The following is a 14,538-nucleotide window of genomic DNA, read 5'->3' on the forward strand; positions in this document are numbered from 1 at the left end:
GCCCCTTTAGTTGAATTAGAAAAAAGCGGATTTTAAGAAGGTTTCGAAACTAAGATTTACATTCTAAATTATATTAAACTTTTTTAATGCATATTCAATGCCATCTTCACTTGATTTTTTGGTAACAAAATCAGCAACATTTTTCAATGTTTCTTTTGCATTTCCCATTGCTATACCGAATCCTACTAATTCCAGCATATCAATATCATTTTCGCCATCTCCAAAAGCAATTGCATCCGATTTATCAATCCCAAAAAATTCTAAGGTTTTTATAATCGCTAATGACTTTGATACATCCTCCTTCAAAACGTTCAACACATAGGGATGCCATCTTTTAAATGTGAGATGCGGGAATTTACGAATGTACTTGTTAACCGTTTCATCATTTGCAAACAAACACATTAAATATACTTCTTGATTATGTACTAAACGATTAGTTTCAGGATAATCATCTAAAGACAAAGTTTCCTCTAAAGCTGTTAAAATCTCATTTTCTATTACACCATTCATACTGAACTCTTCAGTATAGAATGACAATCCTTTATTCTGTAATTCGGCAAATGCTATAACTTCTTGAACTATATTTTTATCCATTGGTACTTTATGAATAACTTCTTCGTTATGTTTCACGTATCCTCCATTCGCTGTTATAATTGTTTCAATACCCAACTCCTGCAATTCTCTGCACATTGATAACGGTCTTCCTGTTGCTGCTACAACCTTTATTCCTTTACTCTTCAATGTTTTTATAGCCTCAATCGTGCTGCATGGAATGCTACCATCTTCATGATGCGTAATTGTTCCATCAACATCCAAAAAAACAATTTTATACCCCATAAAAATCTCCCTGTAAAGTTCTTTAATAATAAATGTCTATCTAAATATTCGACTTCAAAACAAAAAAATCCTTCTTCAACTAAAGCAGCTAATAGGATGTCATCCACTAGCCCAATAAGTAAAGAGGATTGTATTCAACAATTGCACCTGTTATTGGAATATACTTCAATCTTTATGATCACATAGACCTGTACAGGCGTCGCGGCTTTTCCATTTGATTGACTTCTACAATAAAAAACATGTCCTTTTCGGGATAGTAAAATGCAAAGGAACCTGTTGAACCAGAATGACTTTTCCCATAAAAAGTGTTGCAAGACCATTCAGTGGAACTCTCATATATCCAGAACCGTAATGAATTGGAAACAACCTTGTTTGTTGAAACAACCCCTGTAAAGAGTTCAAGTAATTATTAGTATCAAATAAATCTCCATCAATAAGCCAGTCTTACCAGTTAAACACCAATCTTTCACTACCTAGCCGCGTTAGTTCAATAAAGAAAAAGAGCCCCATTTACTGCTCAATGATCTTCAAGTAAAGCACCAGTTAGTTGAAGATTTTATCTAAACCTAACAATAAATTATAATAAACCATTGAAGTGGGATTGAGTATTTTGTAACTTTCACCAAATTTTTCAGAAGTTAAGTTTAATACGTCTTGCCACTCTATCATCTCTTAGTACAGGAGATATCTCAGTATCGGTGAAGCGATATATATCATTTTTTTCATGTTTCCACTCCCAGAGAATTTTAGTTTTTATCAACACTACCATATCTATTGTTTTATTGACAAACACCGATACTACTGAATAACACTCAGCTATTTTCGGGGACCTAACATGCCGTGATAGTTCAATAAGGAAAAAAATTCAACCAGATCAACGATTTTCAGTAAAGCACCACGCTAGTTGAATACCAATTAACGATATAATTAACTGTCACTTAAACCATTCACAACATTTTGTATTCTATTATCAAATTCACTATTAAGGTTTTCTTCTTCATAAACATAAAACAGCAATACATTATTAACCTCATATACTTTATATGAGACCGTATTCATACTCGCTGTTTTTTCACGCCAATCTTCCAAACCCTTTTCTCGTTCGTTATTTGAATCATATATATAAACTATAATTAATTTTCCATCTAATTCATAAGAAGAAGGAATAGCCCCATTGAGTTTAATTCCAAATATATTGTCGTCCTTAGTAACTTTACTTTCTTTTAGTGACAATTGCTGTTCTTCAAATGAAGATACCACCTCTTCCAGTGTTATTGCATTGGGATCATTTGCTTGGCAAGCCGTTAATAAGAATAACAGTGATATAAAAGTGAGCGCTATTTTTTTCAAACAATCGCCTCCTTGAATTGTTAGACGTGAAGATAATTTATATGTTTCAAATCATAGTTTATTATATTGCGACTCAAATTTCAGGTACCTGTGCGAGAAACTATTCTGCATATTAACTACAATTGCATAACTGAAGAAAGGGGATATCGACTTTACAACGCTTTGTCGATATTCAGTTGTATTTTTATCCGATGTGATGAGTTGTCATAATTGCACTTCGCACAGGTACCTCTACATTAATTAAAGTTTTAATTCGTCCATTTCATCGCAATTACTTTATCTGAATAAAAAGATGTTAGTTGTTCGCTCATAAATTTTGTAGAGTAGGTAAAATCCTTTTTAATCCAATACTTAATGACACCTACTGTAGCGTGAATTTGAAAGCTAAGAAAAATTTCGTACTCTGTTTCCTGAGCATCAGTTTCCCGTTCAATATGAATTTCTTTATTGAATAAATTCCACAAAAATTGCTCAAGACGATTATATATATCTGGATGGTTCTCTATCCTATCTAGGCATCTAAACAACCTTTTATTTTTTCGGATATATTCAAATAACAGTTCAATCGAAGGAATAACCCCACCAAAAAACACCTTATTCATATTTTTGTATGGGTCTTTAATCGATTGGTGTATCACTTCAATAGCATCTTGATATAAATCTTCCAAGAGGTCAATTTTATCTTGGTAGTGGATATAGAATGTACCTCTATTAAAATCAGCCCGATTGGTAATATCGCTAATGGTAATAGAATTTAAATTGTTTTCTTCCAAAATAAGTTCGATAAAAGCATTTTTTAATAAATCCCTTGTTATTTGTTTTTTTCTGGATTGACGATTTGAATTATTCAACATAAATCAACCTCGTTTCTGTTCTATTCTTAAATACGCCGAACAAATTCATTCAATTTGTTGAGTTTTCAACATTTGTACTATATATGCTTATTAACATTATATCGAACGAGTCTTATAATTTAAACGTAAGCGCTTTTATTTAAACTACGTAATTATAAATAGGAGGAACAAATAATGGGACTATTAGAAGGTAAAGTAGCGATTATTACTGGCGGGGCAAAAGGTATGGGGGAATTTCATACAAGAAAGCTTGCTGACGAAGGTGCAAAAATTGTAATCGGAGATCTTGATGTCGAAAATGGCGAGAAAGTTGCAAAAGACATCGGAGAAGACAAAGCTATTTTCGTAGAGCTAGATGTAACAGACCCTAAAAGTTGGGCTAACATTGTTCAAACGGCTAAAGATACGTTTGGTAGCATCGATATTTTAGTGAATAATGCTGGACTTGCAGGTGCGATAACAGGACTTCTGGATATAGAAGAAGGCTTGTATAAAAAAATAATTGATATTAATCAAAATGGAACTTTTTACGGTATGAGAGCAGTCTTACCTACAATGGTTGAAAATAATAAAGGGTCTATTATAAATGTTTCTTCCCTTGCTGGATTGAGACATGATATTACAGTGAATCCAGCTTATACTGCTTCAAAATTTGCAGTTAGAGGCCTTACAAAACAAGCGGCATATGAATTTGCTGATAAAAACATTCGTGTCAATGCTGTTCTTCCAGGAGCAATACTTACACCTATGGCCGAAGCTACATTAACTAAAGAGCAAATTGATGATGTGTCTGAAAATCTCCTTCCAATGAAACGTTTTGCAGATCCAAAAGAAGTTTCCGAATTAATCGTATTCTTAGCATCTGATAAAGCTAGTTATATTAGTGGCGGAGACTATGTAATTGATGGAGCAAGAGCTACTATCAACAAGTAATTAGAGACTTTGAGGCTAGCAACATAAGCTATTAGAACTTCTAGGTGTCATATAAATGGAAAATCTAATAGCTTATATGCTTCGTCCACTATTGTACTTGATTTTTATTACTCCAATAGGGCGCGTGACGATTTTTTCTCAAGAGGAACATGAACCTGATCTCTAAGATTATAGTGGAATCAAAAATGTTTTTCTAGGAAGAAAATAGAATGGCAAGATTAGATGGTAAAGTAGTAATTATTACAGGTGCTGCAGGTGGAATGGGGTTAACTATGGCCCAAACCTTTGCTGAAGAAGGAGCAAAGGTAGGAGCAGCAGACGTACAATTCGAACTTTTACAAGAAAGAATAAATGAAATTAATGCTAACGGCGGGAATGCACTTGCTTTAAAACTAGATGTGACTTCTCCTGATGAATGGAAAACTGCTATTGATGATACTGTTGAAAAATACGGTAAAGTAGACGTATTAGTAAATAATGCCGCTATTCAGATAGGAAAAAGTGTTAAGGAAGCAACTTTAGAAGAATGGAACAAAGTTTTGACAATAAACGCAACAAGTGTATTTTTAGGTATGCAAGCTGTTATTCCTAAAATGCAGGAAAACGGTAAGGGCTCAATCATTAACATGTCATCAATCGGTGCTCTTGTTGGTGGAGGTCCCGATGGGTATGATGTAGCCTACAGTGCTTCTAAAGGTGCTGTTCGCTCGATGACAAAGCACGCTGCAAAAGTATTGGCAAAAGATAATATTCGTGTGAATTCTGTACATCCAGGTGTAATTAATACCCCGATGGTAGAAAGCTCACTAAGGGATCACCCTGAATTGAGAGAAACAATTGAAGCCAATTTCCCGCTTCCACCGCATTTAGGTGATCCTAAAGACCTTGCATATATGGTGTTGTTTTTAGCATCTGATGAGTCTAAGTTTGCTACAGGAAGTGAATTTGTAGTAGATGGAGGAGCTACCTCAACAAAGTAATTAATTACTATGCTATTCATAGAACTTCTTTAACAGCAATTTCCACAGGATTTACTACTGAATTAGCGATATTGAATCATAATTAAACAAAATTATATTTAGGAGGAACAATTATGAGATTTGGAATTATAGGTGCAGGACCAATAGGAACAAGTATTTCTAAAAAATTAGTCAACAATGGATATGATGTTAAAATTGCAGACGCTCGAGAAATTGGACATTTAGAAGGGAAAGAAATTGCTGGAACACCCGTGAGTGTGGAAGATGTAATAACAAATATTGATATTCTTATCATATCAATTCCTCTTCATGTAGTGCCAAGCATTCGCAACATTGTAGATAAAGCTGGAGATGAAATAATCGTTGTAGACACTTCAAATTATTATCCTTTTAGAGACAATAAAATTGAAGAAATTGAGAACGGAATGGTTGAAAGCGTTTGGGTTTCAAATCAATTAGGTAGACCTATCATTAAAGCCTTCAGCAATCTATTAGCCTATACTTTAGAAAATAAAGGAACCCCGGAAGGTACTAGCGGTCGCATTGCCATGGCAATTTCCGGTAATGACCTATCACAAAAACAAATAATCATGGACCTAGTAAATGAGCTAGGCTTCGATGCAGTGGATAGTGGCTCTTTAACTGATTCTTGGGGACAACAGCCAGGAACTCCTGCATACTGCACAGAACTAACAAAAGAAGAACTAACGGAAGCATTGAAAAAGGCAGATAAAGAAAAAGCCCCATTCCTACGGGACAAGGCAATCGAGATGTATTCAGATGGATTTTCACATAAAGATATGATGAACATAAACAGAGAAACATATAATTCATAATTTAGAAAACCCATATTGTTCATTGCTTTAAATTGAATAAAAGACATTTGGATCTAAATATAGTGATCAAAGGTATTTTGATCACTATTTTAGCATATTGTAAACCTTTAACTGTAAACTCTTCCACTAATGCACCCAATTAGTTACGCATATCCGCATTCTTCCGTCCACATAATGTGTATTTTATAGCATCCCTTCTTCAACCCGTTAGTTTAAGTACGATACTTCACAATCCTTTTTACACCTCGATAAACTTAATCCCTTAAATGTGTTGTCCATGCAAAAAGACGCTTTCTTATTAAGAAAAGGGCCAGATTGTGGAAGATCTTTTTCTATTGAATAGTATCGTTGTACTGCGCAGCTGGAAAGTTGTTCTTCTTAAAAATAAGCGCCCTACAGATCAAAAAGAGATAGTGGGTTAATCCTTTACATCTTCCGGTCCAAGCCTATTACAATTTTCATATTGAGGCTTTGAATTCCTTTATTTTTTGCATTAAACCCTAATAAATTTTTCAGTGGTAACTAATTATTATGTCGTTTGTTAACTTCAATCGTAATGAACTCCGGCAAATAGCTGGGCGTACATCCTTTTGATACGATTTCATCTTTGTAAAGACCCGTTTTCTCACCAAGTTTAATACAACGTGCGCGATTCTTTTCATCATAAACGCCTATCCAGCCTGCGGTGAAATTCATAGCCCATTGAACTTCCGGTTCTTCCTGCGAAATATTAGCTTCTACTACAGAAAGCAAGTCTGCGGTGTTATCAGGTGGTGGTTGTCCAGTCCATCTCAATCGCCCTTGATAATACCAGAAAGCTCGCCTTTGAAGAGCTGAAGGACTATTTTCCCATGACTCCATCAATGCGATTTTCTTCTTGTCTTTGGTGAGCTGATTCGCCATTAACCAATCCATTAAGTTATTTCGCTCATCAAAAGTGTGCGTCTGCATATCCTTATCAAGCTGAGTTAGCACATCCTGTGAAAGAAGTTTTTTTCCATAATTAAGATTGCTAATAGTCTGGGCAAAAACGCTTCGGTTGACCAAAGTTCCATGGCTAGTTCATGGTCTTTTTTAATGTCCTTCGCGATTTTTCGTAAGTCGCCTAGCTTAGTTTTATGATTGATCTGAGAGAGAATGTTTTCTACAAGTCCAACAGATGACTTGCTTTTTTCTTTAACAAAATAACAAACGTGCTTATTGTAAATATTATGGTGACAATGATATTGGAATGGATTGTGAATTTCGTAATAGAGACGCTTGGTTCTGGAGAAAAAAGTATATGCAACGGCACACTAATAAATCCTATCGCGGCGATTAACATATGAAGGTTAAACTGTATGAATGTAAGCCTTTCTTTTGAAAACATCTGCATGATTCACCTCTTATTGATATTAAGTCCTGCTTAAAAAAAGAGCCACATATGCAGTCAATGTTCTTCAAGTAAAGCGCCCGATTATGGAACAAGATAAACCTTAATTTTCTTTCTGCCCTTTTAACATAAGTAAAGAATAAGTCCGAGATTTTTTATACAACAAAACATCTTTTTTATATTCAATATTACTTTTTCTGCCAGAACGAGCAATTTATATCTTCTTAATGTTTTAGTTTTTCCGTTATTCGAAATAATTTTCTTCTTGTTTAATTTGATCTATTCGTTTTTTTCCCCATTCATACATCATCTCAACGATTGGTAATAACGTCATCCCAAGTTCAGTCATTGAATATTCGACTTTCGGAGGAACTTCTGGAATCACTTCTCTATGAACAATTCCATCTTCTATCAGGTCACGTAATTGATTTGATAATATTTTATGGGATATTTTCGGGAAAAGCTTTTGAAGTTCGCTGAATCGATGTGTCCCTTCTACACCTAAATGCCACAAAATAACAACTTTCCATTTCCCGCTAATAATCGATAAGGTAAGTTCTTTTTCACAATGATAATCTTGATTTAATATTCTTTCTTGGATCTCTTTTCTTAATGTATCTGACATGGACATTTTCTCCTTTATTTATAGTAGTAACCGTTTGGTAACCTCCGCACAAAAAAGTGCGTTCTTCACAATATAGAAAACTGTAGGTAGAATGAAGTTAGTCTTAAAGACAAATCATTTCCGAGTAAAACAGCGTAATTAATTATACCATCAGAACGGTTTTATCAAACGCACCTTACTCAAGTATTAATTTTTTTAGTTTAAAACACTTTATTTCGTCAATAATAAATCTATCTTATCTAAAGGAGCAAAAAACATGCAAACAATCACAGGGAAAGTGGCAATAATTACAGGAGCAGGGCGTGGAATTGGACGTGCAACAGCAATAGCTTTTGCGCAGGAAGGTATTCACGTAGGTCTTGTTGGACGTACGCTTGAAAATTTAAAACAAGTTGCAGAGGAACTTAAACAATATGACGTGAAGGTAGCAATCGCTGCAGCGAATGTAGCGGATTTAGATTCTATCACAGCAGCGGTTGAATCAATTCGTGGCGAGCTCGGTGCAATCGATATTTTAGTAAATAATGCCGGCATTGCAAAATTCGGTAGCTTCATGGACTTAACGCCTGAAGAATGGACAAATATTATCGATGTCAACGTAAAAGGTGTGTACTATACAACACGTGCGGTATTACCAGAAATGATAGAGCGCAACACAGGCGACATCATTAACATCTCATCAACAGCTGGCCAAAGAAGTGCACCAACTACAAGTGCATACGCGGCTTCAAAAGCTGCAGTTATTGGACTAAGTGAGTCATTAATGCTTGAAGTGCGTAAGAAAAATATTCGTGTGACAACGTTAACGCCAAGTACGGTTGCAACAGATATGGCTGTTGAGTTAAATTTAACAGACGGCAATTCTGAAAATGTGATGCAAGCAGAAGATTTAGCAGAATTAATGGTTGCACAGCTAAAACTTCATCCACGTGTTGTATTAAAACATGCAGGACTTTGGTCGACGAACCCTTAATAGACCTATTCGAAATATCAAGACGCTATCCGATGTATTTTGGATAGCGTTTTCCTTTTTTAGAATAAAAAGCTCTAATGGTGGTACCGCCAACCCGTCTATCACATGAACGGCATCACGAGGAGCATTGGTATTAATGACATTTGTGTAGCAAGAAGAAAATTCTAAAAAAAATTGTGTTTTTTGCAACCTGTTACTCAATTAAACGGCCCGATTGTTGAACACAAGTTAAACAACACTCTTGAACTAACCTGCCCCGTTAGTTGAACAAGAAACTCGATTAGCTCCATCCCCCAAAGAACCGATCCTGCCCTTTTTTTACAAATCGAACATATTTGGATTGTGTTAGATTCAGAAGTATTTAACTCCATCACTCAGAAGGGAAAAATTACTTGTAAAGGTGGCCGATTGTTCAACTAAAGCACCAGATAGTTGAAGAGTAACTATTGTCTTATATCTAATGCATTACCCTTTGATGTGGTAAGGTACGAAGTGGATCGGAATCGTGTCGGTAATCATAAGTATCTTGATGAATTGACAACTCTTCTCTTCCAATTTTTACGACATCATTATTAACCCATTTTACTTGCGGGTCATAATCATACCAATTAAAGTAAACGGTATTCTCTTTTTCAGTTTCCGTATTTACTAACACTGCCATTGAATTCATACCATATATTCCCGTAAAATTGTATGTGTGAATTTCATAATTTTCATTTGGTGACGGAAACACTGCGTTCAACTCACCTGCTGGTAAGTAGTTCAAATTATAGTACTGATTGTAGAATTGAATACTTGATATACCTAGTAAAAATAAAAACACCAGATGTAGCTTTGAAATAAAGTTTAATCATAAATACCTTCTAAACCCACGTTTTACAATAAATAAAAAGAATCCATTTTGAAAAAAGATTGATCAAATTGGGTTCTTTTGCAGCAGATATAAGTTTGGTTTTTATAAAAAGGTTTGATTATTTCAGTAATCCTTCTTCAACTAACGTTACTTTAAGTAGGAAAGTTCGCAAACTATTGCGGAGCCATTTGGGCTTCTATCGTTTGAACTTCTTCTTTTAGCTGTTCTACTGTCTTCGATAGCTGTTCTTCTATTTCGTCTTACAAAAGAGGGCGATTTTTTTATTGAAACCAGTGGTCTCGCACGTTCATACATTTCACTCTATTCCATTCATCATAATATAATCGTAGCTTTCTTTTAAACATTGGAATGGATCTTTCTGCCATTTCTCCTGTTCGGCGAAAGCATATTTTACGCCAGTTTCGATCGTGGCATCGAAGATTTTCTTCCATTGGATTGCGCCTTGCCCAACAGGCATGAGCACTTCATTTCCATCCGAATCAATCATCCTATCCTTGAAGTGGATTAAATCATTTCGTCCTTTTACCTTATAAATCCACTCAATCGGATCTAGACCTGCATGGATGATATGATAGATGTCTAATAAAAATTGAAAGTCACTTCTGGTATTTTCGAAGATGATGTCAAGTGAATTTTGCCCATCATATTGAAACACATCCATATATCTTGGATGGAAGTTAAGGATCTTTCCTTTTATTTCAAGGAATTCTGAAAGTTTATTCAACTCCTTTGCAAACTCTAGACAGCCCTCATAAGAATGGTAGCGCTCTGGAATCCCGCTGACGGTAATGTAAGAACCTCCCCAAAGGTTGTTGATTTCTATGACTTCATCCAAATTAGAAATGACCACATCATAATGGTCCTGTGTCCCTATGCATTCCAACCTCGTTTCCTTTAAGGCATCGTGAATGAAGTCCATTGGGATTTCAGGGTTGATCCATTGAATCTGAATCGTTTTATAACCGATCTCACTTACTTTGCTGAACGATGCCAAGACATCCTCAGGGGTTTGAAGATATTCCCGAACGCTTGAAATCTGTATGCCTAGTTTTGTCATAGTTGTCCTCCTTATTTCCTTATGTATTCGTTTTCAATTCCGTACCTTTGATTTATACCACGATTCTATGTCATCCTGCATTATTCCGTACCTGAAACCAATAATTTAAAGTATAAAGATAGCAAAAACATATAATAGGACAATACTAATCAAAATTGTAATATTTGCGATCGTGGCAATTAAATGAGTGGTGCTATATTTTAATTCAATTCCAAATACTAAAGCTGACATTCCAACTGGTAGTAATAGTCCGATTAAGAGTGTATATCGAAACATTTGATCGAAAGGAAGGAAGAAGTATAATGCTAAACCAACAAGTAGTCCGAAACCGTATCGGAAAGTTAAAAATTTCATAATAGGTCTAAAATATTTTTTGTCAAATGTAAAATTCAAATATAGTCCTAATAATAATAATGACAACGGCATATTTGCTTGAGATATAGTAGTAGCAACATCAATTATCGTAGAAGGCAATTGGATATGGCTATAATTTAGAATACTAGCAACGATATAAGTCATTAAGGGAATGGAATTTCCGAGTTTTTTTAGAATTGCAACAGGCTTAAGGGTCAGCCCCTCTTCTGAAAAATAGCTACCTAATATATAGCCAATTCCCCAAATAACAATTGTAGTTCCTACATCAAACATTGCAAAATACGTTAAACCTTCTGTTCCCCACATAGCATGAACAATAGGATATGCAAATAATCCAACGTTAGCTCCAGGAGCAAGCATTATTAAAGTGCCCTTAAGTTCTTTTTCCTCTTTTTTAAATACAAAAAAAGTAAGAAACGCAGAAATTAGTCCAAAAATAATGACGATGACCGGTAACAAAATTAAAGAAGGTTCAATTTTAACAGAATTAAATGTCACAATGACCAAAGCCGGTAGCGTAATATTAAAAATAATTTTTGAAATTACTGCTCCATCTTTTTCCTTTAAAATGTTTATACGTTTTAATAGATAACCTAAACTAATTATAAGTAATATATTTATAAATGCTTGATTCATTTCTAAGTTGCTCCTCTGAAAAATTGTAGTTTTAAAAGCAAATGATAAAATTTTGTCTCTTTGGTGATATCAAGAAGAATGGTAGAAACACCATTTCCAATTTTCATATAACCTAACTCGCCCATTTGGTAAGATTTTAGGAGTAGAAATACATTGTCCACCTCTAATTTCATTTTTGTTGTTAACGTGGTTATATCTAAACTCTAAACAACCGTCTTCCTTTATAACTCCAACCAATGTCCCTTTTACAATTTCTCCTCCCCCTATATGTTGCTGAGAGGATTTGCCCCTCTTGTTTGTAATCAAATATAGTCTTTGATGAAACTTCACCATTATCTGTATTTTTAATTGAAACAAAGCTACGACCATTATAATTTATCACTTTTCTCTTCCCCTTTGCCCTATGTATTTTTAAAAATTATACTTATTTTCACTTAAACTAAACTGCCCCTTTAGTTAAATAAGGGATATATGTATCATTTTTAACTTTTATCCTTATCCGTAGTTAATTGTTCAAGAGTCTTCCATACAACATCTTCTTCTTCTTCTTCTTCTTCTTCTTCTCCGTTACTACTAAACTTGATTCTTACTCTTCGTTCACTATCTTCTCTTACTTCTTCACCTAATAATAATTTAAGTACAATTTTAACCTCACCATTTACCTCTAAATCTTTTATTTCCTTTAAATCTCCTACATCAGATTCACCATATATCCCTGATGTCTTTAATGGGTCTGCACCAAAGACTTCATATTTTATACCATCTTCCTCGTATGTAATAGGCTTCTCATCTCTTTTAATCATCTCTATCGACTTTACTGTTACAGGTGAATCGCCTGTCCAATTAATCGGAACAACCAAATAAAAAGTTTCTTCTTTCCAATCAGCACCAAAGTTACCTTAAAGAAACTCACCTTTTACAGCCTTTTCCTGCTCGCTACAACCTGCTACTAAAACCAAACAAAAAAAGACACTTAAACTAAATATAATTTTTTTCATATAAACAACCCCCTCAATTATTTTACCATAATACACCATAAACCTTATTAAAGTAACCTACCCCGTTAGTAACCTACCCCGTTAGCCATACATGTAGCGCAAAATCAGCGCTACACCACAGAGGATGAAAATGTGTACAGAACGGGTATTGGATACTACGGCTGGGAGAGGAAGGTCGATGAACTATGGTGCCATAGAGCCCATCCGTTAGTCTGACTCCAACGACCACGGTGCATCACAGAATGTCGCTCCCTTACGGGAAGCACTCATGGGAGATTAATCCTACTCTGGTTGTTGCACCAGCCTCCAATACTATTTGCCGTAGAAAGGATGATTACAATGGAAGTAATCATTGAGCATGCATGCGGTATGGACGTTCACAAGGATTCCATTACCGCATGTATTATGACTCCAAAAGGAAAGGAGATTCAAACGTTTTCCACTAAAACTGTATTTCTATTACAGTTAATCGACTGGATCAAGGAGCATGATTGTACCCACGTAGCAATGGAGAGTACAGGCGTATTTTGGAAACCAATCGTCAACTTACTTGAAGCTGAGCATATTGACTTTTTAGTAGTCAATGCTCAACATATGAAAGCAGTACCTGGTCGCAAGACCGATGTGAAGGATGCCGAGTGGATAGCCAAACTTCTTCGTCACGGTCTACTTAAAGCAAGCTTCATTCCCAATCGAAATCAGCGAGAACTACGAGAGTTAGTCCGATACCGTCGAAGTATTATTGAGGAGCGTGCTAGACAACATAACCGGATTCAAAAAGTATTAGAAGGAGCGAATATCAAACTTGGCTCCGTTGTCTCCGACGTAATGGGTGTCTCTTCTCGTGACATGCTTCGTGCCATCGCAGATGGCGAGGATGATCCTGAAAAGTTAGCGAGCTTCGCCCGAAGATCAATGAAGAAGAAAAAGGATGAGCTTGAACTAGCGCTACGAGGATATATAAATCCACATCAACGGCTAATGATTAAAACCATTCTAAATCATATTGACTTTCTTAGTGACCAGATTGAACTGTTAAATCTGGAGGTAGCTGCTAGATTATCCGCTAACCAGGAAGATATTGAACGGTTGGATTCTATTCCAGGCATCGCCACTCGTATGGCTGAACAAATCCTCGCTGAAGTCGGAACCGATGTCGGGAATCAATTCCCAAGCTCTTCCCATCTATGTTCCTGGGCAGGTTTAGTACCTGGACATAACGAAAGTGCTGGCAAAAGGAAGTCAACAAATATGAAAAAAGGGAACAAATATCTAAAGTCAGCCTTAATAGAAGCCGCTCACTCTATAAGAGGGTCGAAGACCTATCTTGGAGCCATGTATAGGCGCACAGCAGCGCGAAAAGGTAAAAAGCGTGCAGGCATTTCTGTCGCCCATGCCATATTAAGAATCGCCTATTATCTCTTAACCCGCAAAGAAATGTATGTAGACCTAGGCGAAGATTATTTCGACAAACAAAAACAACAATCCATTGTACGGTATTCTGTTCGAAGGCTCGAAAACTTAGGTTACAACGTTACAATCACTGAACCAATCGTCTCCTAATCCAACAAATAATTCAATCCAAACCTAGGCGCTGCATTTTTTTAAAAAATATGAGTTGCGTCTTCTTTAGTATTGCCATTTTTACGAAGTTGAGAGTTTAATTTTCATGGGAGTTTAAGTGAACATATTCACAATGTTACATTTCTATTGTAGTATGACAACAATCTCATTTAATTTTAGACCTTATAAGTGTATAACCCCATCCTAAAAATAGGACAGGGTTATACATTAATTTGTTTAATTTTTAATGAAAAACACTTCACCGAACTTAGAAA

Annotated in this window: 15 protein-coding genes and 1 pseudogene; 5 read left to right on the plus strand and 11 right to left on the minus strand. The window is 35.5% G+C overall.

Annotation, left to right across the window (positions count from 1 at the left end; all coding sequences use genetic code 11):
- Positions 1-63: 63 nt before the first annotated feature.
- The 3 genes from AC25Y1_RS02165 to AC25Y1_RS02175 all read right to left on the minus strand — a co-directional run bounded on the left by AC25Y1_RS02165 (position 64) and on the right by AC25Y1_RS02175 (position 3,041).
- Entirely contained in the window at positions 64-837 is a 774-nt protein-coding gene (locus AC25Y1_RS02165) for a Cof-type HAD-IIB family hydrolase (RefSeq protein ID WP_488146290.1), read from the minus strand.
- Positions 838-1,764: 927 nt separating this feature from the next.
- The gene (locus AC25Y1_RS02170) at positions 1,765-2,187 is read right to left on the minus strand and encodes a hypothetical protein (RefSeq protein ID WP_488146291.1); all 423 of its coding nucleotides are present in this window, start codon (positions 2,185-2,187) and stop codon (positions 1,765-1,767) included.
- A 248-nt stretch (positions 2,188-2,435) separates the two neighbouring features.
- Positions 2,436-3,041: a TetR/AcrR family transcriptional regulator gene (locus AC25Y1_RS02175; protein WP_488146292.1), complete on the minus strand. Its 606-nt coding sequence runs from the start codon at positions 3,039-3,041 to the stop codon at positions 2,436-2,438.
- Between the two features lie 174 nt (positions 3,042-3,215).
- Here AC25Y1_RS02175 and AC25Y1_RS02180 point away from each other — a divergent pair, with 174 nt between their 5' ends.
- The 3 genes from AC25Y1_RS02180 to AC25Y1_RS02190 all read left to right on the plus strand — a co-directional run bounded on the left by AC25Y1_RS02180 (position 3,216) and on the right by AC25Y1_RS02190 (position 5,790).
- Complete coding sequence (locus tag AC25Y1_RS02180; RefSeq protein WP_488146293.1) at positions 3,216-3,974, plus strand: SDR family NAD(P)-dependent oxidoreductase; 759 nt, start codon at positions 3,216-3,218, stop codon at positions 3,972-3,974.
- A gap of 209 nt (positions 3,975-4,183) precedes the next feature.
- Positions 4,184-4,954 carry an SDR family NAD(P)-dependent oxidoreductase gene (locus AC25Y1_RS02185; RefSeq protein ID WP_488146294.1) on the plus strand — a complete coding sequence of 257 codons (771 nt, stop codon included), beginning with the start codon at positions 4,184-4,186 and terminating at the stop codon, positions 4,952-4,954.
- 113 nt (positions 4,955-5,067) lie between these two features.
- Positions 5,068-5,790, plus strand: a complete 723-nt coding sequence (locus AC25Y1_RS02190; RefSeq protein ID WP_488146295.1) for an NADPH-dependent F420 reductase — start codon at positions 5,068-5,070, stop codon at positions 5,788-5,790.
- A 522-nt stretch (positions 5,791-6,312) separates the two neighbouring features.
- On the opposite strand, the pseudogene AC25Y1_RS02195 reads toward AC25Y1_RS02190, so the two are convergent.
- Positions 6,313-6,929, minus strand: a pseudogene (locus AC25Y1_RS02195) (DNA alkylation repair protein).
- A gap of 477 nt (positions 6,930-7,406) precedes the next feature.
- Positions 7,407-7,787: a winged helix-turn-helix transcriptional regulator gene (locus AC25Y1_RS02200; protein WP_488146296.1), complete on the minus strand. Its 381-nt coding sequence runs from the start codon at positions 7,785-7,787 to the stop codon at positions 7,407-7,409.
- Positions 7,788-8,043: 256 nt separating this feature from the next.
- Here AC25Y1_RS02200 and AC25Y1_RS02205 point away from each other — a divergent pair, with 256 nt between their 5' ends.
- Positions 8,044-8,760 (plus strand): 3-ketoacyl-ACP reductase, encoded by a 717-nt coding sequence (locus tag AC25Y1_RS02205; protein WP_488146297.1) that lies wholly within the window; start codon positions 8,044-8,046, stop codon positions 8,758-8,760.
- Between the two features lie 457 nt (positions 8,761-9,217).
- Here AC25Y1_RS02205 and AC25Y1_RS02210 read toward each other — a convergent pair whose 3' ends face one another.
- The 6 genes from AC25Y1_RS02210 to AC25Y1_RS02235 form a co-directional block, all read right to left on the minus strand.
- Complete coding sequence (locus AC25Y1_RS02210) at positions 9,218-9,583, minus strand: DUF5412 family protein (protein ID WP_488146298.1); 366 nt, start codon at positions 9,581-9,583, stop codon at positions 9,218-9,220.
- Between the two features lie 346 nt (positions 9,584-9,929).
- The gene (locus tag AC25Y1_RS02215; RefSeq protein WP_488146299.1) at positions 9,930-10,691 is read right to left on the minus strand and encodes a sugar phosphate isomerase/epimerase family protein; all 762 of its coding nucleotides are present in this window, start codon (positions 10,689-10,691) and stop codon (positions 9,930-9,932) included.
- 105 nt (positions 10,692-10,796) lie between these two features.
- The gene (locus AC25Y1_RS02220; protein WP_488146300.1) at positions 10,797-11,702 is read right to left on the minus strand and encodes an AEC family transporter; all 906 of its coding nucleotides are present in this window, start codon (positions 11,700-11,702) and stop codon (positions 10,797-10,799) included.
- A gap of 69 nt (positions 11,703-11,771) precedes the next feature.
- Positions 11,772-11,939: an avidin-fold protein gene (locus AC25Y1_RS02225; protein WP_488146301.1), complete on the minus strand. Its 168-nt coding sequence runs from the start codon at positions 11,937-11,939 to the stop codon at positions 11,772-11,774.
- On the minus strand, positions 11,899-12,084 hold the full coding sequence (locus tag AC25Y1_RS02230) for an avidin-fold protein (protein ID WP_488146302.1): 186 nt from the start codon (positions 12,082-12,084) through the stop codon (positions 11,899-11,901). The genes AC25Y1_RS02225 and AC25Y1_RS02230 overlap by 41 nt, the downstream gene beginning before the upstream one ends.
- A gap of 100 nt (positions 12,085-12,184) precedes the next feature.
- Positions 12,185-12,562, minus strand: a complete 378-nt coding sequence (locus AC25Y1_RS02235) for a hypothetical protein (protein WP_488146303.1) — start codon at positions 12,560-12,562, stop codon at positions 12,185-12,187.
- Positions 12,563-13,039: 477 nt separating this feature from the next.
- Between AC25Y1_RS02235 and AC25Y1_RS02240 the strand changes: the two genes are divergently transcribed.
- The gene (locus tag AC25Y1_RS02240; protein WP_488146304.1) at positions 13,040-14,263 is read left to right on the plus strand and encodes an IS110 family RNA-guided transposase; all 1,224 of its coding nucleotides are present in this window, start codon (positions 13,040-13,042) and stop codon (positions 14,261-14,263) included.
- Positions 14,264-14,538 lie beyond the last annotated feature (275 nt).

It is taken from the genome of Sporosarcina sp. Y1009 (genome assembly GCF_057669865.1).